The following is a 19756-nucleotide window of genomic DNA, read 5'->3' on the forward strand; positions in this document are numbered from 1 at the left end:
CACGGGCAACGCGCTGAACGCGCTCGGCCTTGCCGGCAACACCGGAACGGCGACCGCCTTCACCGCGGCGCGCACCTCCGGCATCGGCGGCATCAGCGGCAAGACCTTGACCTTCACCTCCTTCAACAGCGGCACGGCGGTCAACGTCACCTTCGGCGACGGCACCAACGGCACGGTCAAGACGCTCGATCAGCTCAACACCAAGCTGCAGGCCAACAACCTGTCGGCGACGATCGACGCCAACGGGCTGCTGACGATCTCGACCACCAACGACTACGCGTCCTCGACCATCGGTTCGAGCGCCGCGGGTGGTGCGATCGGCGGCACGCTGACCTCGTCGCTGACGTTCTCGACGGCTTCCAGCCCCGTCGCGGATACGGTTGCCCAGACCTCGCGTGCGAACCTGGTGTCTCAGTTCAACAACATCCTGAACCAGATCGACTCGACCGCGCAGGACTCCTCGTTCAACGGCGTCAACCTCTTGAACGGCGACCAGCTCAAGCTGGTGTTCGACGAGACTGCAAAGTCGAGCCTCAGCATCACCGGCGTGACCTACAATTCCAAGGGTCTGGGCCTCGCCTCGCTGACCAGCGGTGTCGACTTCATCGATAACGCTGCCACCAACAAGGTGCTGACCAACCTCAACGCCGCCTCGAGCACGCTGCGCTCGCAGGCCTCGAGCCTCGGCTCGAACCTGACGATTGTGCAGGTCCGTCAGGACTTCAACAAGAACCTGATCAACGTGCTGCAGACCGGCTCGTCCAACCTGACCCTGGCCGACACCAATGTTGAGGCGGCCAACAGCCAGGCGCTGTCGACCCGTCAGTCGATCGCGGTCTCCGCGCTGTCGCTGGCCAACCAGTCGCAGCAGAGCGTGCTGCAGCTGCTCCGCTAAGTCGCGGACGACATCGCAAGACGATTACGGCGGCGGGGCTTCGGCCCCGCCGCTTTCTTTTTGCGCACTGTTCGGAGATTTCGAGAGAGCAGGCGCCGCTCGAAAAAGTAACCAGCGGTTATGGTTAATGGATCGTAGTCGCCAGGAATTGCCAATGATTTCAGATGGATTGCGCGCCGTGCGCGCACGGTCCGCTCGCTTATGGTGAACCGGCGCTTATGCGGGCTTCATGCGTTTCACCCTTTGTTAGCCATGTCACGGCACGCTGGCCCCGTCACTCGATCCGGAAGCGATCGAACGAAGACGCGTAAGCCAGAAGGGTAAGAGTCATGTCCGGTATTGTTCTCTCTGCGTCGGTTCGTCAGAACCTCCTGTCTCTCCAGTCCACCGCCGATCTTCTCGCCACCACACAGAACCGTCTGTCGACCGGCAAGAGCGTCAACTCGGCCCTGGACAATCCCACCAACTTCTTCACGGCCCAGTCGCTCGACAACCGCGCCAGCGACATCAACAACCTGCTCGACGGCATCGCCAACGGCGTGCAGGTGCTGCAGGCTGCCAACACCGGCCTGACCTCGCTGCAGAAGTTGATCGACAGCGCCAAGTCGATTGCCAACCAGGCGCTGCAGACCACGGTCGGCTATTCCACCAAGTCGAACGTTTCGACCACGATCGCCGGTGCGACGGCGGCGGACCTGCGCGGCACGACTTCGTTCGCCAGCGCGACGGCGAGCAGCAACGTGCTGTATAACGGCACCGCCGGCGGCACCACGGCGGCGAACGGCACCAGCACGCTCGGCGCCACCATCGGCGTCTTCGCCAGCACGGGCGCAACGGCCGGTGACGGCACCACGGCGCTGGGCGGCACCATGACCCTGATCGCCACCAACGGCACGACCGCGACCGGCCTCGCCGGCAACGCCCAGCCTGCCGACGGCGACACGCTGACCGTGAACGGCAAGACCATCACCTTCCGCAGCGGCTCGGCTCCGGGCGCGTCCTCCGTTCCGGCCGGCTCGGGCGTCAGCGGCAACATCGTCACCGACGGCAACGGCAACAGCACCGTCTATCTCGGCACCGCCGGCACTCCGGCCGCGACCGTCAACGACCTGTTGAGCGCGATCGATCTCGCCAGCGGCGTCAAGACGGTCTCGATCACCTCGGGTGCGGCGACGATCGCCACGAGCAACGGCCAGACCGCTTCGACCGTCGCTGCGGGCGCCGTCACGCTGAGGAGCTCGACAGGCGCGGATCTGAGCGTCACCGGCAAGGCCGACCTGCTCAAGGCTCTCGCCCTGACGACGTCGACAGGTGCAGGCAACGCCACTGTCAACGTCAACCGGACCACGAGCGCGGCCTCGCTGGGTGCGACGATCACCGACGGTTCGACGCTGAACGTCAACGGTCACGTCATCACCTTCAAGAACGCGCCGGTTCCGGGCTCGACCGGTGCTCCCAGCGTTCCGAGCGGCTTCGGTGTCAACGGCAACGTCGTCACCGACGGCAACGGCAACTCGACCGTCTATCTGCAGGCCGGTACGGTCAACGACGTGCTGAAGGCGATCGACCTCGCCACCGGCGTGCAGACCGCGACCATCAGCGCCGCCGGCGTTGCCACGCTTGCGACGGCCACCGGCCAGTCCAACTCGACGATCAATACGTCCGGTCAGCTCAAGATCTCGACCGGCGTCAACGCTGATCTGTCGATCACCGGCACCGGCAATGCGCTGAACGTGTTCGGCCTCGCCGGCAACACCGGTAATGCGACCGCGTTCACCGCGGCACGCACCTCCGGTATCGGCGGCATCGCCGGCAAGACCCTGACCTTCACCTCCTTCAACGGCGGCACGGCGGTCAACGTCACCTTCGGCGACGGCACCAACGGCACGATCAAGACGCTCGATCAACTCAACACCAAGCTGCAGGCCAACAACCTGTCCGCAACGATCGACGCCAACGGCCTGCTGACCATCACCGCCTCCAACGACTATGCGTCCTCGACGCTCGGCTCGACGGCTGCCGGCGGTGCGATCGGCGGCACGCTCACCTCGGCCCTGACCTTCTCGACCGCTTCCACGCCTGTCCAGGATGGCGTTGCCCAGACGGCGCGTGCCAATCTGGTGACTCAGTTCAACAATATCCTCAACCAGATCGACACCACCGCGCAGGACTCCTCGTTCAACGGCGTCAACCTCTTGAACGGCGACCAGCTCAAGCTGGTGTTCGACGAGACCGCCAAGTCGAGCCTGAACATCACGGGCGTGACCTACAATTCCAAGGGTCTCGGCCTCGCCTCGCTGACGGTCGGCGTCGACTTCATCGACAACGCCGCCGCCAACCGGGTGCTGACCAACCTCAACGCCGCCTCGAGCACGCTCCGCTCGCAGGCCTCGAGCCTCGGCTCGAACCTCTCGGTGGTGCAGATCCGTCAGGACTTCAACAAGAACCTGATCAACGTGCTGCAGACCGGCTCGTCCAACCTCACCCTGGCCGACACCAACGTCGAGGCAGCCAACAGCCAGGCACTGTCGACCCGGCAGTCGATCGCGGTCTCGGCGCTGTCGCTGGCCAACACGTCGCAGCAGAGCGTGCTGCAGCTGCTCCGCTAACAAGCGGCTGAAATCACTGACTAAAATCGAGCGGCGGGGCCTTGGCTCCGCCGCTTTTTCTTTGCGTCCGGGGGCGGGAAGGGGCGTTCATCGGCGGTTAACCCTATCCCTTAAACCGCCGTTAACCATACTTTAAAGGACACCTCCTAAAACTGGACAAAAGGCCGGCTTTCCAGTCCGCGCGGCCGATTCGTATCCGGTTCAAGAGGAAGACTCGCCAATGTCCAACATCGTTCTCTCGGCGTCAGTTCGCCAGAACCTGTTGTCGCTGCAGTCGACGGCCGACTTGCTGGCCACGACGCAGGAGCGGCTGTCGACCGGCAAGAAGGTCAACACGGCGCTCGACAATCCCACCAACTTCTTCACGGCCCAGGGGCTGGACAACCGGGCGAGCGACATCAGCAACCTGCTCGACGGCATCAATAACGGCGTCCAGGTGTTGCAGGCCGCCAACACAGGCATCACCTCGCTGCAGAAACTGATCGACAGCGCCAAGTCGATCGCCAACCAGGCGCTGCAGACCACGGTCGGCTATTCAACCAAGTCGAACGTCTCCACCACGATTCCCGGCGCGACCCCGGCCGACCTGCGCGGCACGACCTCCTATGCGAGTGCGACCGCGAAGAGCAACGTGCTCTATACCGGCGCGGCCGGCGGCGTGACCCCGGTCACGGGAACTGCCGCACTCGGCGCCTCGCTCGGTTCGAGCGCCGGCACCTTCACAGGTACGGCCGCGCTCGCGGCCGACGGCACCACCGCGCTGTCCGGCACGGCGACGCTGGTCGGCACCACGGCATCGACCACCTTCGGCACGCCGCCCGCGGACGGCGACACCATCACGGTGAACGGCAAGACCATCACCTTCCGCACCGGCGTTGCTCCGAGCGCCCAGCCGACCGGCTGGGGCCTCGACGCCAGCGGGCACATCGCCACCGATGGCAACGGCAATTCGATCATTTATCAGGGAACGGCGGCGGCGCCCCTAGCGACCGTCAACGACGTCCTCACCGCCATCGACCTCGCCAGCGGCGTCAAGACCGCAACCATCAGCGCAGGCGCGGCGACCGTCGCCGTCAGCGGTGCGGCGGGTCCCGTCGGCACGCTTCAGGTCGCATCCTCCATCACGGCGGGCGCGGTTACGTTGAAGAGCTCGACCGGCGCCGATCTGAGCGTGACGGGCAAGGCCGACTTCCTCAAAGCACTCGGCCTGACGTCCGCGACCGGCGCGGGCAACGCGAACGTGACCGCGAACCGCTCGACGACCGCGGGTTCGCTCGGCACCCTGGTCCAGGACGGCTCGACGCTGAACATCGGCGGCAAGACCATCACCTTCAAGAACGCGCAGACGCCGCAATCGACAGCGAGCGTGGCCACCGGCTATGGCGTCAGCGGCAACGTCGTCACAGACGGCAACGGTAACTCGACGGTCTACATCCAGAGCGCGACGCTGACCGATCTGCTTAACGCGGTCGACCTCGCCACCGGCGTCAAGACCGCCAGCATCTTCAACGGCGCGGCAACCATCTCGACCACCGCGGGCCAGATCCCGTCGTCGGTCAACAGCAGCGGTCAGCTTGCGCTCTCGACCGGCATCAATGCCGACCTGTCGATCACCGGCACCGGCAATGCGCTCAGCGCCTTCGGCCTCAGCGGCAACACGGGAACGGCGACGGCCTTTACCGCGGCGCGCACTTCGGGCGTCGGCGGCATCAGCGGCAAGACCCTGACCTTCACCTCCTTCAACGGCGGCACGCCTGTCAACGTCACCTTCGGCGACGGCACCAACGGCACCGTCAAGACGCTTGACCAACTCAACGCGCAGCTTCAGGCCAATCACCTGACGGCCACGATCGATGCCAACGGCGTGCTCACGGTGACCACCGTCAATGAATACGCCTCTTCGACGCTCGGCTCGACGATCGCGGGCGGCGCGGTCGGCGGCACGATCACCGGCGTTCTCGCCTTCACCACCGCGCAGCCGCCGGTCCAGGATCCCGTGGCGCAGACCGCGCGCTCCAACCTGGTCAACCAGTTCAACAACATTCTGGCCCAGATCGACACGACCTCGCAGGACTCCTCCTTCAACGGCGTCAACCTGCTCAATGGCGACACGCTGAAGCTGGTCTTCAACGAGACCGGCAGCTCCACGCTGAGCATCAACGGCGTGGTGTTCAATGCGGCGGGCCTCGGTCTCAGCAATCTCGTCAACGGCGTCGATTTCATCGACAACGGTGCCACCAACAGGGTGCTGGCCAGCCTGAACGCGGCCTCGAGCACGTTGCGTTCGCAAGGCTCCACGCTCGGTTCGAACCTGTCGATCGTGCAGGTGCGTCAGGACTTCTCCAAGAACCTGATCAACGTGCTGCAGACCGGCTCAGCCAACCTGACGCTCGCCGACACCAACGAGGAAGCGGCGAACAGCCAGGCGCTGTCGACGCGCCAGTCGATCGCGGTCTCCGCGCTGTCGCTGGCCAACCAGTCGCAACAGAGCGTGCTGCAGCTGCTCCGCTAATTCCGCAGCGCAACTTCGCTATTCGAGATTACGCGGCGGAGCTGATGCTCCGCCGTTCTTTTGAGGAAGATCGCTAAGTCGAGATTAGCCGAGATCGACGCGGATCACGCCAGGCGAGTTTACATCGTGCGTGCGTAGATCTAGCGTTGCGCTGACGAAGGACTCCGTGCCCCGTAATTCTGCGGAGTACTTCCAAGCACGATACGTAAGCAAATCTTAAGCGGTGCTGCCTAGGGTTGGGAAAGAAATCCTTAAGCGCGTACAACGCGCTAGGTAACCTCCAGGGTGTGATTGATGTCGAATTCCGCTGCCTCGGCTTATGCGCGTGTTGCAACCACCACCGCATCTCCTCGCGACATCGAGGCGCAGACTCTGCTCAAGGCCGCCAACAAGCTCCAGGACGCGGTGAACAACGCCGATCCGCTCAGCGAGCAGACCATGCAGGCCCTGATGTTCAACCGCAAGCTCTGGACCATCTTCCTGAGCGAGGCGATGCGCGACAGCAATCCGCAGCCGATCGACGTCCGGCAGAAGATCGCCAACATCAGCGTGTTCGTGTTGAGCCAGACCGCCGCGCTGCAGATGAGCCCGCAGTTCGATCACTTCCGTCCGCTGATCGAGATCAACCGCAATATCGCGGCAGGGCTGTCCGGACGGCCGTGACGGAATTCGTGATGGTCGCATCACGAGCACATCGGCGAAACTCGCAATTTAGGCAGGAGCTGATCGCGGCCAGTGGTCTTGCCTCGGCACGCGAACTCCGCGCTGACCGATGACGGCCAGACGCAGAGCAGAAACATCGGCATCGATCGCGTGATCGTTAGGCGCTGAGATCCGTGCTGAGCGGACGCGAGGGCTCGGACTTCATGTCCAGTGCGTGGAAATAGGCACGCCGGCGGAGCATCGCCTCGTCAGGGAACTGGTTCACCACCGTGTCGGTCTTGTCGTTGACGACCTGAAAGACGAAGGACGCGGCCGCCTGGTCGAACACGACCTGGCGCGAGATGTTCTCGTGGTTCGGCAAATCATTGCGCACCGGCGCGCTCGTATCGCTCGCGGCGACCGTTTGCCTCACCGGAAGATCAGTTTGCACAGCATCGTTCGCCGCCGAATTCGACGTCGGTACGATCTGCACGGGGGCCGGGATCCCCACCGGCCTGATGCTGAAATCTGTACTCATGGCAGCCTCCTGGTTGCCTTACGTGAGTCAAATCCCAACCCCTCTAATCACGCAAGCATGGAACACCAGGACTGAACACCCGGTAAGGAAACGTGCCTAACCGCGCGACGCCATCGCCGCGCGGTTTTTCTTAAAATTGTCGGTTGTTCTCGTGCTGCTCAGAGCGAGCGGCTGACCGCAAGCGGCGTGATATGGCGCGGACCTGGCGCTGCGCTGCGCCCGGCGGCCGTATAGGTGTTCGGCACGTTGCGCTTCTGGATCTCGGCGTTGACGCCGCGCACGACGCTTTCGGAAACCGCGTGCGCGGTCGCGAGCACGGTGAGATTGACCTGGAGCATCGCGCGGAACGCATCGTGATGGCGATGCAACGTCGAGAGCAGCTCCGGCGCGGACTTCGCGAGCTGGTCCTGGTTTGCCTTCAGCTGGCCGACTGCGCTGACGTAGCTGCGCGACAATTCCTGCTTCTTGCCCTCGAGCGTCATCGCCTCGCGGACCTTGCCGGCGCGGACGAGCTCTGTCTCGCGCTCGATCAATCCGAGCAGGGCGCTCATCGCGTCCATTAGGCCTTCGGCGAGCTTGCGCGCCTCGCTGCTGACGGGCGCGCTGCCCGGGCGCTGGGCCTGCATCGGCTGACGTGAGGCGTTGAAATGGTTCATCTCGTTTGACCTTATGCCGTGCGGATCGTTTTCGCCTGCTGCAGGATGAGGGTACGGTAGACGTCGCTGGCGATGCCGACGCCGCCGGCCTGGGCGAAGTTCTTGGAATATTGCTCGGTCAGCATCGAGCGCCATACGCCGGTGCCGGGCGTGTCGCCGAACGGGCCTTCGCCTTTCAGGCCCGAGGTCATCTGCGCGAACATGCTGTTGAGGAACATTGCCTCGAAGTCGGTGGCGGTCTTCTGGGCCTTGGCCTGTTGCTGCGGCGAGACCCTTTGCAGCGCGGCGGCGAGCTCGAAGTCCGGCCGGCCGTTCCGGCTCTCGACCGAGAAGGCCGAACTGGTGGCGAGGCGCGGGGTGTTGATCGCGCTGGTCTGCATCACATCACCTCGATGTCGGCTTCGATGGCGCCGGCGGCCTTGATCGCCTGGAGGATGCTGATCATGTCGCGGGGGCCGATGCCGAGGCCGTTGAGGCCGTCGACGAGCTGCTGGAGCGAGACGCCGTCCTTGACGAGCGCCAGTTTCTTGCCGTCCTCGGTGACGGTGACGCTGCTGCGCGGCGCGACCACGGTGCGGCCGCGTGACAGCGGATTGGGCTGGCTCACTTGCGGGCTCTCGGAGATGGTGACCGTGAGGTTGCCCTGCGCCACCGCGACGGTGGCGACGCGGACGTCGCGGCCCATCACGATGATGCCGCTGCGTTCGTCGATGACGATCTTGGCGGCGAGATCAGGGTCGACCTGGAGCTGCTCGATCTCGGTGAGGAAAGCGACGACGTTGCCCTTGAACTCGGGCGGGATCGACAGCTGCACCGTCGAGGGATCGATCGGCTCGGCGGTCTTGACGCCGAGATAGTCGTTGATTGCGGCCGCGATGCGCTTGGCCGTCGTGAAGTCGGGGTTGCGCAGCGCCAGGCGGACGTTCGGCAGCCGGTTGAGCGCGAACTCGATCTCGCGCTCGATGATGGCGCCGTTGGCGATGCGTCCCACCGTTGGCACGCCGCGCACGATCTTGGCGGCCTCGCCCTCGGCCTGGAAGCCGGAGATCGCGAGCGAGCCCTGCGCCACCGCATAGACGTTGCCGTCGGCGCCGAGCAGGGGGGTGACCAGCAGGGTGCCGCCCTGGAGGTTCTTGGCGTCGCCGAGCGCGGACACCGTGACGTCCATGCGCGTGCCCTGAGTGGCGAAGGCCGGCAGGTTGCCCGTGACCATGACGGCGGCGACGTTGCCGGTGCGGATGGTGGCGCCGCGGATATTGACGCCCATGCGCTCGAGCATCGCCTGCAGCGACTGCTTGGTGAAGGGGATGTTGTTGAGCGTGTCGCCGGTGCCGTTGAGGCCGACGACGAGGCCATAACCGATGAGCTGGTTCTGCCGCACGCCCTCGATATTGGCGAGGTCCTTGATGCGCGAGGTCGCCGCCGCCGTGGTGACCGACAGCGCCAGCGCCGACAGCGCGGCGCAGGCCAACCCAACAATCCTCACCCAACGAACGCCTGGCATCTCTGCTCCCCAAGGCCCCTAGAAAAGGCTCCTCAAATCGGACAGGACTTGCACGACACTCCCATGACGAGCTGGTCCGGCGCTTTCCTTGCGAGCGCTGTGCCAACGCCTGGTGGCGAGCTAGGTGGCTGAATAGCTTGAATAAATCTGTTGCGTCCGTTGTCAGCACTCGTTCGCCCTGGGGAGCGAAACTGCCGCCTGTCGGCAGATTTTGCCGGGCCGTTTACGCGCCGTTAACCATAAGACAGCGAAGGTGAGGCATCGATCACCCGGATTCTTTCCGATGCGCATCTACGGACCGAACGGTACGACGCTTGGCACGCCGGCCAGCCAGGCCAAGCGGACGGGCTCCGGCAGTTTCGTGCTGCCCGACACCTCATCTGCGCAGGAGACGCGGAGCGCTGCCGCACCGAAGGCGGCCGCCAACATCGATGCGCTGCTAGCGTTGCAGGGTGTCGAGGAGGATCCGGTCGAGCGCCGCAAGCGCTCGGTCGCCCGCGGCAGGACTGCGCTCGACGTGCTCGACGATGTCAAGATGGGCCTGTTGTCCGGCAATCTCGACGTCTCGACCGTGATGCGGCTGCGTGATGCGGCGGCCCACCTGAAATCGTCCTCAGGCGATGCCGGTCTCGATGCGGTGCTCTCCGAGATCGAGCTGCGGGTCGAGGTCGAACTGGCGAAGGCCGGGCAGGCGTAGTCACGGAGGCTCTTACGCCGCTTCCTCCTTCAACTGCGCATCATAGCGGCGCTGGGCGGCGAGCACGTCTTTCAGATTTTGCTCGGCCCAATCGCGTAAGGGATCCACAGCCGCCGCCAGTGTCAGGCCGAGCTGGGTGATCGAATATTCCACCGTCACTGGCACGGTCGCGATGGCGCGGCGCCTGATCAGGCCGTCGCGTTCGAGCGACTTGAGCACCTGGCTCAGCATCTTCTGCGAGATGCCTTCAATCGTGCGGCGCAATTGATTGAAGCGCATCGGCTCCTCGCGCAGGAGCAAGAGGATCAGCACCGCCCATTTGTCGCCGACGCGATCGAGGATTTGGCGGGTGGGGCAGTTCGCTGCGTAGACGTCGGGTTTCATCGTCGGTTCTCGGAAATCCATACCGTTGCTTGGCATCCGCGTGCCGGTTGTACGCGATCAGTTACCTCAGCGTAATCAGGTAAGCACAAAGTGCTCTCTTAACACCAGCATTCTTTACGATATCTAGTCTCTGTCAGTTACCATAGAAGCAAAGGAGCCTTCCATGAAAATCGCAGTCGCCGGCGCCTCGGGCCGGGCGGGGTCGGAGATCACCAGGGAACTGTCCCGCCGCGGCCACACGGTCACGGCCATCGCCCGGAACCCGGAAAAGATTGCGGCCCTGCCGAACGTCACGCCAACCAAGGGGGATGTGCTCGACCAGGCGGGCCTCGCCAAGCTGTGGGCCGGTCACGACGTCGCCGTGAGTTCCGTGCACTTCCTGGCCAGTGATCCGCTCAAGCTGATCGGTGCGGCGAAGGACTCCAAGGTCGGTCGCTACCTCGTGGTGGGCGGCGCCGGGAGCCTCGAGGTTGCCCCGGGCGTGAAGCTGGTCACGACTCCCAATTTTCCGGCCCAATACAAGGCCGAAGCGGAGGCGGGCTCGGCCTTCCTGGACCTGCTGCGGCAGGAAAAGGACCTGAACTGGACCTTCATCTCGCCCTCGGCGCTGTTCGAGGAGGGGGAGCGCACCGGCAAGTTCCGGCTCGGGACCGACCAGCTTCTCGCAGATGCGAACGGCAAGAGCTGGATCACCTTCGCCGACTACGCCATTGCGCTCGCCGACGAGATCGAAAAGCCGGCCCACCTGAAGCAGCGCTTCACGGTCGGCTATTAAGGGCGGCCAGCCGCCTCCAAGCCCTCAAGGATAAACCTTCCTGTGCAAGGGCTTGGGGGCGCGGACCGGGCGGTGAGGGAAATATTGTCTGTCACGGGAGGCCACTATATAAGGCCCGGCTCAACGGACCCCGGTCCGTCCGCGAGTCGTTGCTTAAGAAGATAGGCCTCCCTTGGAAAAGTTGAAAAACTACCGACCGACCGACAAAGAGCCTTTCATGAACGACCGGCAGAAGGAGTACTTCCGTTTGAAGCTCCTCGCCTGGAAGGATGAGATCCTCAAAGAATCCAAGCTCACCCTGCAGGCTCTGCAGGAGGAGAACGTGAACCACCCCGATCTCGCCGATCGGGCCTCGTCCGAAACCGACCGTGCCATCGAACTCCGCGCCCGCGACCGCCAGCGCAAATTGATCGCCAAGATCGATGCCGCGCTCCAGCGTATCGAGGACAACACCTACGGCTATTGCGAGGAAACCGGCGAGCCGATCTCGTTGAAGCGGCTCGAGGCCCGGCCCATCGCGACGCTCTCGGTGGAAGCGCAGGAGCGCCACGAGAAACGCGAGAAGGTCTATCGCGACGAATAAGGTCCGAGCCGCAGAGATGCGGCTCTTTGTTTTTGGACGCAGGGCGCCATTTCGCGCCATGCTCCGCATATTGCCCATAGCTTGCCGTCGCGCCCACCATGGCGACAGCGCGATCGCGAAAAGTGAATCGCGATCAACGGGCTAGACCGGATTGCTCCGAGCTCACGTGAGTTCGGATGAGAAACAGCCTTCACTTCAGGTGCGGGAGATTTTGCGAGTCGCATCAACGAGATCGACTCTGAAGTTGAGACGCTGATCCAGCTGCATCAAGCATCGCTGCAATCAGGCCTGCTGCGACGTCTCGAGACGGGCATTCCCATAAAGCCTGGACCAGCTCAATATTTCCTTAAACGCCAACAACAGGCCGTGGGCCGCATCGGTCAGCTCGTACTCGACCCTCAACGGCTTTTCCGCGAAGACAGTGCGCGACACGAGGCCGTCCTGCTCGAGCTCGCGCAGCTGCGTGGTCAGCATGTGCTGGGTGATGCCGCCGATCGACGCAAGGCGCCGAAACGAACCGCGCCGTTCATCAGCGCAAACAGGATCTCCAGTTTGAGGGGAATGCGGGTCATGAGCACTGTTCTGGTCACCGGCGGGTCGGGCTTCGTCGGCATCCATGTCGTCCTGCAACTTCTGGCCGCCGGCCATGCCGTGCGGACGACGGTGCGACGGCCGGAGCGCCAAGCCGATGTGCTCGCCATGCTGCGCGAGGGCGGGGCGGCGACGCCCGAGAGCGTGGCCTTCGTCACCGCCGATCTGACCCGGGACGACGGCTGGGAGGCGGCGGTCGCGGGCTGCGACTACGTTCTCCACGTGGCGTCCCCGCTCTCGACCACCGTCCCGACGGACGAGAACGAGATGATCATCCCCGCCCGCGACGGAACGATCCGGGTGCTCCGGGCCGCGCGCGCGGCCGGTGTCAAGAGAGTCGTCATCACCTCGTCGCTGGGCGCGATCGGCTATGGCCATCCGCCGCGCGACAAGCCGTTCGATGAGACCGAATGGACCAATCTCGCCGGTGTCGACGGCCAACCCTACGTCAAGTCCAAGACGCTGGCCGAGCGGGCGGCTTGGGATTTCGTCGCGGGCGAGGGGAATGGGCTGGAGCTGTCGGTGATCAACCCTGCCGGTATTTTCGGGCCGGTGCTGGGGCCGGACTTTTCCGGCTCGATCGAGATCGTCAGATCTCTGCTCGACGGTGCCATGCCGGCGGTGCCGCGGGTCTATTTCGGCGTGGTCGACGTCCGCGACGTCGCCGAGCTGCATCTGCGGGCGATGATTGCTCCGGAGGCGAAGGGCGAGCGTTTCATCGCGGTCTCCGGCGAGACGATGTCGATCCTCGACATCGCCCGCGTGCTGCGGCGGGAACTCGGGCCCCGGGCGCGCCGGGTTCCGCGGCTCCAGGCGCCGGACTGGCTGGTGCGGCTGGCCGCCCGCCGGATTCCGCTGCTGCGTGCGGTCGTGCCGATGCTCGGAAAGGTCAGGCATTCCACCAGCGCCAAGGCCAAGTCGCTGCTCGGCTGGCAGGCGCGCTCCAATGAGGAGGCGATCCTTGCGACCGCCGAGAGCCTGATCCGGCTCGGCCTCGTGAAGGGGTGAGGGCACGCCAGCCGCGCTTGTCAGGCCGGGGCGGGGATGCTGAAGTGCCGCCTTGGACTGCGTAGCGTGGGAGGCGGCGCCGATGGACAAGATTCTCGAAGCCGCAAAGGCGATCGCGCTGGCGCGCCGCAACCACGCCCCGCTTGCGGCGCTGGAGCGGCCCCCTGCGGACGAAGCCGAGGGCTATCAGGTCCAGCGCACCCTGCACGATCTGCTGCTGCCGCATGTCGGCCCGCTCGTCGGCTACAAGATCGGCTGCACCAGCCAGGTGATGCAGGACTATATCGGCATCCCGCACCCTTGCGGCGGCGGCGTGTTCCAGAAGGGCATCCATGACAGCGGCGCCAAGCTCGCCGCCTCCAATTATGTTCGCGTCGGCGTCGAATGCGAGATCGCGGTGCGGCTGAAGCGGGACCTTGCCGCCGGCGAAGCGCCCTTCACGGCCGAATGGGTCGGCGAGGCGGTCGAGTCCTATCATCCCGCCATCGAGATCGTCGACGACCGCTACGTGAAATGGGAGACGATGGGCGCGCCGACCTTGATCGCCGACGATTTCTTCGCCGCCGGCTGCGTGCTGGGTCCCTCGGTCCCGCGCTCGTTGGTGCCGGACCTCAAGGCGGTCAAAGGCCGCGCCATCGTCAACGGCGAGGAGGTCAGCCACGGCACCGGCGCCGACGTGCTCGGCCATCCCCACAACGCGCTCGCCTGGCTCGCCAACCATCTCGCCGCCGAAGGCAAGGGGCTGCACGCCGGGCAGCTCGTGCTCACCGGCAGCCTGGTGAAGACGCTGTGGCTGAAGGCCGGCGACAAGGTGCGGATGGAGCTGGACGGGCTCGGCGTGGTGGAGGCGGAGTTTACGTGAGCGGCATTGGTCCTCTCCGCAGTCATTCCCCGCGAAGGCGGGGAATCCGTACGTCGCGCCTTCGCCAAGGCTTCGGCGGACAAAGTCGCTGCGCTCGCAATGACGGAGTGTGTTGTCGCGGCGTTGCAATAATGTCGCGGACCTGCCTCGCAGTACGCAGTTTCTGACACATCCCGACAAAGGCATCTTGCGCCCGCCGGCAATCGGGTCTATGAGCCCCGTCCGATTCAACCTGCGCGTTCAAAAATGAGGAGACCAGCCGTGAGTACTTTGTGGCGATCGACACATTCCGTGCCGACGCTCTCAGTGCGTCCGGCTGACAGTCATCCAATCATGTTGAACGACAATGGCACAGTCATTGATTCAGCGCCGGCGGGAGGCCGAGCGCACGCGGGTTGAAGCCTACGAGCTGTCGCTGCGGCACGTGTCGCAGCCGACGCGTCCTCCACCGGATTTCGAGAACGCAATCAAAGAGGCCAGGCGTGGCTTCGAGGCGGACATCCTTCGCGATGCTTCGGCATGGAAGCCGCAGCTGAAAACTCGCGACGCCGCGCGTCTTCGTCTTGGCGCCGCCCGCTATCTCTTTGCGCGCTATCCTGTCGCTGAGCATCTGGAGCAGATCTGGATCGACAGCGCGGGACTGAGCCGCGACGAGATCATGTTGCGCAAGCGATGGTATGTCGTGGCGGCCGGCGGCGGTTCGCTCTACGCCGCCGGTGCGGCCGAATGGCTGTCTCGCAAGGAGGTCCATGCCTTCCTCAATCCGTTGGGGAAGGTCGGCTTCGAGGCTGCGATCTGGCAGGCGATTGCGCGTTCCTATGCGACCGATCCCGCTGTTGCGATGCGGATCGCGCGCACCAGGATCACGCAGACGCAGCGCGCTCAGCATCGCTTCTGGCGCGAGGTGGTGCGCTTCTTCTGCGCGCAACCCACCACGGTCGAGGACATGGATGACTTCCATGACCACCTCGCCGATTGCCACCGGCGTGATCCAGAGTACACCCTCAAGGGGCGTTCACTGGTCTCGCTTGGGCGGCAGATGCGCGAATGGCATCGCGATCTCGATGCGATTGCTCGTATCGAGGCCGCACGCCGTCGCGCCGAGGCGGCGCGAAACCGTGCGGGGGGGCTGGCAGCAGGCCCCGAGCAGAGCGAGGACCGTTGGCCCGGTGCAGCGATCGCGGACTGGTCATGGACCAAGTCGTCCAAGGACCGCGCCAAGCGCGAAGAATATGTCGTGGTCCAGTTGCGGACCGCAGCCGATCTCGTGGCTGAGACGCGGGGCATGCGTCACTGCGTCGCCACTTACGCGACAAAGTGCATTGCCGGGCATGCCTCGATCTGGTCGCTCCGTCGCCGTGCCTCGGGTGACGTCCAGCGGCTGCTGACCATCGAGCTTGATACCCGTTCCAGGGCGGTTCAGGTTCGTGGGTTTGCGAACCGTCCGCCGTTTGCCGAGGAGTGCAAGATCCTCCAGCGATGGGCGCAAGCACGCGGGATCATGCTGCTGTGAGAGAAGCCTGCGCCGCTTTGGCGGCGCAGGCAAAATACATGCGGCCCTCGCCAGGGGAGCTAGCGAGGGCCGCGTAGTACATCGTCGTTCGCGCCTTTAGTTCGCGAGCACGATGTGGGAGCTCTTGAAGGGGCTTAGAAGGGCAGCAGCACGTCCATGACTTGCTGGCCGTAGCGCGGCTGCTGCACGTCAGTGATCTGGCCGCGGCCGCCATAGGCGATGCGGGCCTGGGCGATCTTGGTGGAGTCGATGGTGTTGTCGCTCTGGATGTCCTCGGGGCGGACGATGCCGGCGACGATCAGCTCGCGAATTTCGAAGTTGACGCGGATCTCCTGCTTGCCTTCGACGACCAGGTTGCCGTTCGGCAGCACCTGGGTCACCACTGCGGCGACGTTGGTCTGCAGGGCTTCCTTGCGGTCAACGCTGCCCTTGCCCTCGCTCGACGAGGTCGAGTCGGCGGTCAGGACGCGGCCCGGCAGGATCTTGTTGGCCTGGGTGATGGTTTGGGCGCCAATGAAGTTGGTGATTCCCGAATCTTCCTTGTTGGAGCGGCTGCGCGAGGTGTCGTTCTCGATGTTGGCCTTGTCGGTGATGTTCACGGTCACGGTCAGGAGATCGCCAACCTGGCGGGCGCGCTGGTCCTTGAAGAAGGCGCGGCTGCCGTTGCGCCACAGCGAGTTCGGATTGTAGGAGGCAACCTCGGGCTTGGGCATCGGCATCTGCACCGGCTTGTAGCCGGGCTGCGTCGTCGGATTGTCGATCGCCGACAGCTTCGGCTGCTCGCCGATCTGCGACAGGCGGTCGATCGAGGAGCAGCCGCTCGCCAAGGCGCAAGTCGCCAGCAGCAGGGCAGAGATCGCGATGCGACGAAGGCGGGAGGCCGAACTGAACGTGGACATGAATCTACTCTGACTTGGCTGGAGCTTGCGAGAGGCGAACTTGCGGAATCTGGGCTTGGGCGATCTCGGCTGCGGACGCGGGTGCCTGGACCAGGCTCTGCGCCAGGGCAGCGGCCGCCGGCACGGGGTCGCGCTTGACCGACGAGGTCTGCTCGACCGCCGGTGCCATCGGTGCGGACTGGCTGGCGCCCTGCACCGTGACTTGGCCGCGGCCGGTCACGATGCCGGTCAGCGTGCGCTTGGAGTGCAGATTGAGCACGCTGACGGTGTCGCCCTCGGCACCGCTCTCGTTCGCCTTGCCGCGCGTGGTGAGATAGAGACCCGGCACCTGGTAGATGATGGTGACGGCTTGGTCGCGCACCACGAAGTCGGGCTTGACGAGGTCGGCGGCGCGGATCGGCGTGCCCGCGCGCATTGCTCGGCGCAGCTGCATGCCGATGCTGCGGTCGCGCGAGGCAGGCTCGCCGGCGACTTCGGCCTTCGGCCGGCGCTCCAACGACAGGTCGGAGGATTTCAGGAGATCGGCGCGGTCGATGTCGCGGGTCAGCACGGCCACCTCCACCGTCTCGATCGCGGTGCCGGTGAAGCGCAGCTTGGTCGGCGCGGCGTTGCCGTCGTTGGCGATCTCGAAGGCGATGTCGAAACGCGTGCTGCGGGCATCATAGCGGGTTGCGACCGGCTGCAGCGCGCCGCTGTTGGAGGCGTCCAGCCGCATCTCGGCGACGCTGCGGTCGAACGTGATGGTGATGTTGGCGGCGTCGCCGAGGCCGAAGCGGCGCTCGAGCGCCGCGGCGACGGCGTTTTCGATATCCTTGCTCGCGAGCGTGCGGGCGAGGCGGGTGACCTGGACCTCTTTGATGTCCCCGGTCATGACGCCGATCACCTGCTTGGCCCGCAGGACCGAGAGCACCTGGCCTGTCGTCAGCGTGCCGGTGGTGCCGAGATCGGGCGAGCGGTAGACCGGGATCAGCGCGGCCGATCCGGCGTTGTCGATGAGATCGCCGATCCGCACCACGTCCGAAGTCACCGTGACGCTTGCGCGCAGCGTCGGCGCGGCGATGAAATCGTCGGCGGCCGCTGCCGGCAAGGCCAGCGCGAGAAGGGTGGAGATGGCGGCGAGGGTGGCGCGGATCATGGTCATCACCTCAGCGGAACAACGCCGTGGTCGATTGCATCATCTGGTCGGCGGCGCTGATCACCTTGGCGTTCATCTCGTAGGCGCGCTGGGCGGCGATCAGGTCGCTCATCTCCGAGACGACGTCGACATTGGCCTGCTCCAGGCTGCCTTGCGTGAGCTTGCCGTAACCTTCGGTGTTCGCGGTGCCGTCCTGCGGCGCACCGGACGAGGGCGTCTCGGTGAACTGGTTGTTGCCGACCGGCTGCAGGCCCGCCTTGTTGATGAAGCGCGTGACGCCGATCTGGCCGACGATCGAGGAGGTGGTTGAGCCCGGCAACGTCACCGAGACCTGGCCCTGCTCGCTCACGGAGATGCCCGAGGCGTTGTTGGGAATGGTGATGGTGGGCTGCACCGGATTGCCTTGCGCGGTGACGACGCGGCCCTGATTGTCCATCTGGAAGGTGCCGTCGCGGGTGTACTGGAAGGTGCCGTCGGGCATCAGGATCTTGAAGAAGCCCTCGCCCGAGATGGCGAGATCAAGGTCGTTGCCGGTCTGCGACAGCGTGCCTTGCGTCATGCTGCGCGGCGTGCCGACGGTCTTGACGCCGCCGCCGATGTCGACGCCGACCGGTAGGATGGTGCCCTGGTCCGACGACTGGGCGCCGACGCGGCGGACGTGCTCGTAGATCAGGTCTTGGAACGCCGCCGTCTGCTTCTTGAAGCCGGTGGTGCGGAGGTTGGCGATGTTGTTGGAGATCACCTGAACGTTGAGTTCCTGTGCCGCCATTCCGGTCGCTGCGGTGTGAAGCGCCTGCATCTCAGTTCTCCTTCAATCAGGCCGGAACGTCGGCGAGCTTCTCGATCGCCGATTTATGGAGGTCGCTCTGCTGCTGCAGCAGGTTGGCGACCGCGGCGTAGCTGCGCATCACCTCGACCATGCGGGTCATCTCGCCGACCGCATTCACGTTCGACTTCTCGACATAGCCCTGCTGCAGGGTGGACTTGGTGTCGGGCTGCTGGTTCGCCGAGCCGGCGGCATAGAGATTGGCGCCGAGCTTGGTCAGCTTGGCCGGATCGTCGAACGAGACCATGCGGATCTTGCCGCGGATCGAGTCGGTCCGCGCCGTGCCCTCGAGCACCGTGACGGTGCCGTCGGGCGCGACGTTGATGTCGTGGTCGGTCGGCTGAAAGGTGATCGGGCCGGCATTGCCAAGCACGAGATTGCCGTCGGCGGTGACGAGCTGGCCGGTGCTGTTGAGCGAGAACTTGCCGTCGCGGGTATAGAACTCGCCGCCATTGGCCTGCACTGCGAAATAGGCGCCGCCGTTGATCGCCATGTCGAGCGGATTGTTGGTCGGCTCCAGCGGCCCCTGGCTGATGTTGCGGAAGGTGCCGCGGTCCTGGACATAGGAGACCCGGCGGTCGCGGCCGATGAAATTGTCCTCACGCGCGTTCGAGTTCAGATATTCCTCGAACAGCGAATGGTCGGACTTGAAGCCGTTGGTGTTGGCATTGGCGACGTTGTTGGCGATGACATCCATCTGCCGTTCCAACGTCATCTGCCGTGACAAGCCGATCAGACGCGCGTTCTGCATCGGAAATCTCCCCTGAGCGGATCTGCCATTTCGCTCTCCCAAGCGCCTTGGCGGACCCTGTGGCCGAGACCGTCGGGCTCTCCCAAGCCGTGAGGTCTCGGGCCTGTCTCAGCGAAAGCCGTGCCAATCAGGAAAATCACGTAACTTCAAAGTGTTGGCGACTTTCGAGGGGCGCGAGCAGGCGGCAGAAAGGTTCTGTTAGCCATGTTTGCCCGGCAGATTTTTCCTAGCGGCGGCCCAATCGAAAGATTCCGTTAACCATTATTACCGTAGCGTTTGCGCATCAGAGGAGCGCATTGCGCTGGGGCATTCGTATCGCGTCATTGTCTGCCAGGAGGCTTCGCTCTTTCGACCCCTTTGAGAGATGAACGGGCGC

19 protein-coding genes and 1 pseudogene are annotated in these 19756 nt (G+C 64.7%); 10 read left to right on the forward strand and 10 right to left on the reverse strand.

The genetic code is table 11. The features are described 5' to 3' along the window. The 4 genes from I6F20_RS00005 to flaF all read left to right on the forward strand — a co-directional run. Positions 1-895: DUF1522 domain-containing protein (locus tag I6F20_RS00005; RefSeq protein ID WP_275945360.1), on the forward strand; the 895-nt coding region annotated here is incomplete at its 5' end. A 329-nt stretch (positions 896-1224) separates the two neighbouring features. Further along, positions 1225-3504: a DUF1522 domain-containing protein gene (locus I6F20_RS00010; protein ID WP_225124686.1), complete on the forward strand. Its 2280-nt coding sequence runs from the start codon at positions 1225-1227 to the stop codon at positions 3502-3504. A gap of 220 nt (positions 3505-3724) precedes the next feature. After that, entirely contained in the window at positions 3725-6016 is a 2292-nt protein-coding gene (locus I6F20_RS00015) for a DUF1522 domain-containing protein (protein ID WP_036013121.1), read from the forward strand. 294 nt (positions 6017-6310) lie between these two features. Further along, a complete protein-coding gene (flaF, locus tag I6F20_RS00020) occupies positions 6311-6679 on the forward strand; it encodes a flagellar biosynthesis regulator FlaF (RefSeq protein WP_018642830.1) in 369 nt (122 codons plus the stop codon). Between the two features lie 157 nt (positions 6680-6836). On the opposite strand, the gene I6F20_RS00025 is transcribed toward flaF, so the two are convergent. The 4 genes from I6F20_RS00025 to I6F20_RS00040 form a co-directional block, all read right to left on the reverse strand. Continuing rightward, positions 6837-7196, reverse strand: a complete 360-nt coding sequence (locus I6F20_RS00025; RefSeq protein WP_036013119.1) for a hypothetical protein — start codon at positions 7194-7196, stop codon at positions 6837-6839. Between the two features lie 158 nt (positions 7197-7354). After that, a complete protein-coding gene (locus I6F20_RS00030) occupies positions 7355-7852 on the reverse strand; it encodes a hypothetical protein (RefSeq protein WP_036013118.1) in 498 nt (165 codons plus the stop codon). Positions 7853-7863: 11 nt separating this feature from the next. Further along, the gene (flgJ, locus tag I6F20_RS00035) at positions 7864-8232 is read right to left on the reverse strand and encodes a flagellar assembly peptidoglycan hydrolase FlgJ (RefSeq protein ID WP_225124687.1); all 369 of its coding nucleotides are present in this window, start codon (positions 8230-8232) and stop codon (positions 7864-7866) included. Continuing rightward, entirely contained in the window at positions 8232-9356 is a 1125-nt protein-coding gene (locus I6F20_RS00040; RefSeq protein ID WP_036013113.1) for a flagellar basal body P-ring protein FlgI, read from the reverse strand. Before I6F20_RS00040 ends, flgJ begins: the two co-directional genes overlap by 1 nt. A gap of 283 nt (positions 9357-9639) precedes the next feature. On the opposite strand from I6F20_RS00040, the gene I6F20_RS00045 reads away from it, so the two are divergent. Continuing rightward, positions 9640-10053 (forward strand): flagellar assembly protein FliX, encoded by a 414-nt coding sequence (locus tag I6F20_RS00045; protein WP_036013111.1) that lies wholly within the window; start codon positions 9640-9642, stop codon positions 10051-10053. Positions 10054-10065: 12 nt separating this feature from the next. On the opposite strand, the gene I6F20_RS00050 is transcribed toward I6F20_RS00045, so the two are convergent. Next, positions 10066-10437 carry a winged helix-turn-helix transcriptional regulator gene (locus I6F20_RS00050; protein ID WP_025037390.1) on the reverse strand — a complete coding sequence of 124 codons (372 nt, stop codon included), beginning with the start codon at positions 10435-10437 and terminating at the stop codon, positions 10066-10068. A gap of 163 nt (positions 10438-10600) precedes the next feature. Here I6F20_RS00050 and I6F20_RS00055 point away from each other — a divergent pair, with 163 nt between their 5' ends. Continuing rightward, on the forward strand, positions 10601-11212 hold the full coding sequence (locus tag I6F20_RS00055; RefSeq protein WP_036013109.1) for an NAD(P)-dependent oxidoreductase: 612 nt from the start codon (positions 10601-10603) through the stop codon (positions 11210-11212). 217 nt (positions 11213-11429) lie between these two features. Beyond that, positions 11430-11795: an RNA polymerase-binding protein DksA gene (gene dksA, locus I6F20_RS00060; RefSeq protein ID WP_085966600.1), complete on the forward strand. Its 366-nt coding sequence runs from the start codon at positions 11430-11432 to the stop codon at positions 11793-11795. 282 nt (positions 11796-12077) lie between these two features. Here dksA and I6F20_RS00065 read toward each other — a convergent pair. Continuing rightward, positions 12078-12409 (reverse strand): annotated as a pseudogene (locus I6F20_RS00065) (winged helix-turn-helix transcriptional regulator). Between I6F20_RS00065 and I6F20_RS00070 the strand changes: the two are divergent. The 3 genes from I6F20_RS00070 to I6F20_RS00080 all read left to right on the forward strand — a co-directional run bounded on the left by I6F20_RS00070 (position 12366) and on the right by I6F20_RS00080 (position 15769). Then, the gene (locus I6F20_RS00070) at positions 12366-13394 is read left to right on the forward strand and encodes an SDR family oxidoreductase (protein WP_225124688.1); all 1029 of its coding nucleotides are present in this window, start codon (positions 12366-12368) and stop codon (positions 13392-13394) included. The pseudogene I6F20_RS00065 and the gene I6F20_RS00070 sit on opposite strands and share 44 nt — an antisense overlap. An 82-nt stretch (positions 13395-13476) precedes the next feature. Beyond that, the gene (locus I6F20_RS00075; RefSeq protein ID WP_225124689.1) at positions 13477-14256 is read left to right on the forward strand and encodes a 2-keto-4-pentenoate hydratase; all 780 of its coding nucleotides are present in this window, start codon (positions 13477-13479) and stop codon (positions 14254-14256) included. Between the two features lie 346 nt (positions 14257-14602). Further along, positions 14603-15769 (forward strand): PcfJ domain-containing protein, encoded by a 1167-nt coding sequence (locus I6F20_RS00080; protein ID WP_225124691.1) that lies wholly within the window; start codon positions 14603-14605, stop codon positions 15767-15769. A gap of 134 nt (positions 15770-15903) precedes the next feature. On the opposite strand, the gene flgH is transcribed toward I6F20_RS00080, so the two are convergent. From flgH to flgF, 4 genes are read right to left on the reverse strand one after another with little or no spacing between them, the layout of a single operon-like run. After that, positions 15904-16668: a flagellar basal body L-ring protein FlgH gene (gene flgH / locus I6F20_RS00085; protein WP_109143183.1), complete on the reverse strand. Its 765-nt coding sequence runs from the start codon at positions 16666-16668 to the stop codon at positions 15904-15906. Positions 16669-16672: 4 nt separating this feature from the next. Then, positions 16673-17803 carry a flagellar basal body P-ring formation chaperone FlgA gene (gene flgA / locus I6F20_RS00090; protein ID WP_225124693.1) on the reverse strand — a complete coding sequence of 377 codons (1131 nt, stop codon included), beginning with the start codon at positions 17801-17803 and terminating at the stop codon, positions 16673-16675. A gap of 10 nt (positions 17804-17813) precedes the next feature. Continuing rightward, positions 17814-18602: a flagellar basal-body rod protein FlgG gene (gene flgG / locus I6F20_RS00095; protein ID WP_036013098.1), complete on the reverse strand. Its 789-nt coding sequence runs from the start codon at positions 18600-18602 to the stop codon at positions 17814-17816. 16 nt (positions 18603-18618) lie between these two features. Continuing rightward, complete coding sequence (gene flgF / locus I6F20_RS00100) at positions 18619-19380, reverse strand: flagellar basal-body rod protein FlgF (protein ID WP_128264476.1); 762 nt, start codon at positions 19378-19380, stop codon at positions 18619-18621. Positions 19381-19756 lie beyond the last annotated feature (376 nt).

It is taken from the genome of Bradyrhizobium sp. IC3123, from assembly GCF_020193625.1.
GTDB lineage: Bacteria > Pseudomonadota > Alphaproteobacteria > Rhizobiales > Xanthobacteraceae > Bradyrhizobium > Bradyrhizobium yuanmingense.

Coding starts and splice junctions, on each gene's coding strand:
- flgJ (WP_225124687.1), bottom strand. CDS start 8,232: ATGCAGACCAGCGCGATCAACACCCCGCGCCTCGCCACCAGTTCGGCC.
- I6F20_RS00055 (WP_036013109.1), top strand. CDS start 10,601: ATGAAAATCGCAGTCGCCGGCGCCTCGGGCCGGGCGGGGTCGGAGATC.
- flgA (WP_225124693.1), bottom strand. CDS start 17,803: ATGATCCGCGCCACCCTCGCCGCCATCTCCACCCTTCTCGCGCTGGCC.
- I6F20_RS00070 (WP_225124688.1), top strand. CDS start 12,366: ATGAGCACTGTTCTGGTCACCGGCGGGTCGGGCTTCGTCGGCATCCAT.
- flgF (WP_128264476.1), bottom strand. CDS start 19,380: ATGCAGAACGCGCGTCTGATCGGCTTGTCACGGCAGATGACGTTGGAA.
- flgH (WP_109143183.1), bottom strand. CDS start 16,668: ATGTCCACGTTCAGTTCGGCCTCCCGCCTTCGTCGCATCGCGATCTCT.
- I6F20_RS00045 (WP_036013111.1), top strand. CDS start 9,640: ATGCGCATCTACGGACCGAACGGTACGACGCTTGGCACGCCGGCCAGC.
- I6F20_RS00075 (WP_225124689.1), top strand. CDS start 13,477: ATGGACAAGATTCTCGAAGCCGCAAAGGCGATCGCGCTGGCGCGCCGC.
- I6F20_RS00030 (WP_036013118.1), bottom strand. CDS start 7,852: ATGAACCATTTCAACGCCTCACGTCAGCCGATGCAGGCCCAGCGCCCG.
- I6F20_RS00025 (WP_036013119.1), bottom strand. CDS start 7,196: ATGAGTACAGATTTCAGCATCAGGCCGGTGGGGATCCCGGCCCCCGTG.
- I6F20_RS00015 (WP_036013121.1), top strand. CDS start 3,725: ATGTCCAACATCGTTCTCTCGGCGTCAGTTCGCCAGAACCTGTTGTCG.
- flgG (WP_036013098.1), bottom strand. CDS start 18,602: ATGCAGGCGCTTCACACCGCAGCGACCGGAATGGCGGCACAGGAACTC.
- I6F20_RS00010 (WP_225124686.1), top strand. CDS start 1,225: ATGTCCGGTATTGTTCTCTCTGCGTCGGTTCGTCAGAACCTCCTGTCT.
- flaF (WP_018642830.1), top strand. CDS start 6,311: ATGTCGAATTCCGCTGCCTCGGCTTATGCGCGTGTTGCAACCACCACC.
- I6F20_RS00040 (WP_036013113.1), bottom strand. CDS start 9,356: ATGCCAGGCGTTCGTTGGGTGAGGATTGTTGGGTTGGCCTGCGCCGCG.
- dksA (WP_085966600.1), top strand. CDS start 11,430: ATGAACGACCGGCAGAAGGAGTACTTCCGTTTGAAGCTCCTCGCCTGG.
- I6F20_RS00080 (WP_225124691.1), top strand. CDS start 14,603: ATGGCACAGTCATTGATTCAGCGCCGGCGGGAGGCCGAGCGCACGCGG.
- I6F20_RS00050 (WP_025037390.1), bottom strand. CDS start 10,437: ATGAAACCCGACGTCTACGCAGCGAACTGCCCCACCCGCCAAATCCTC.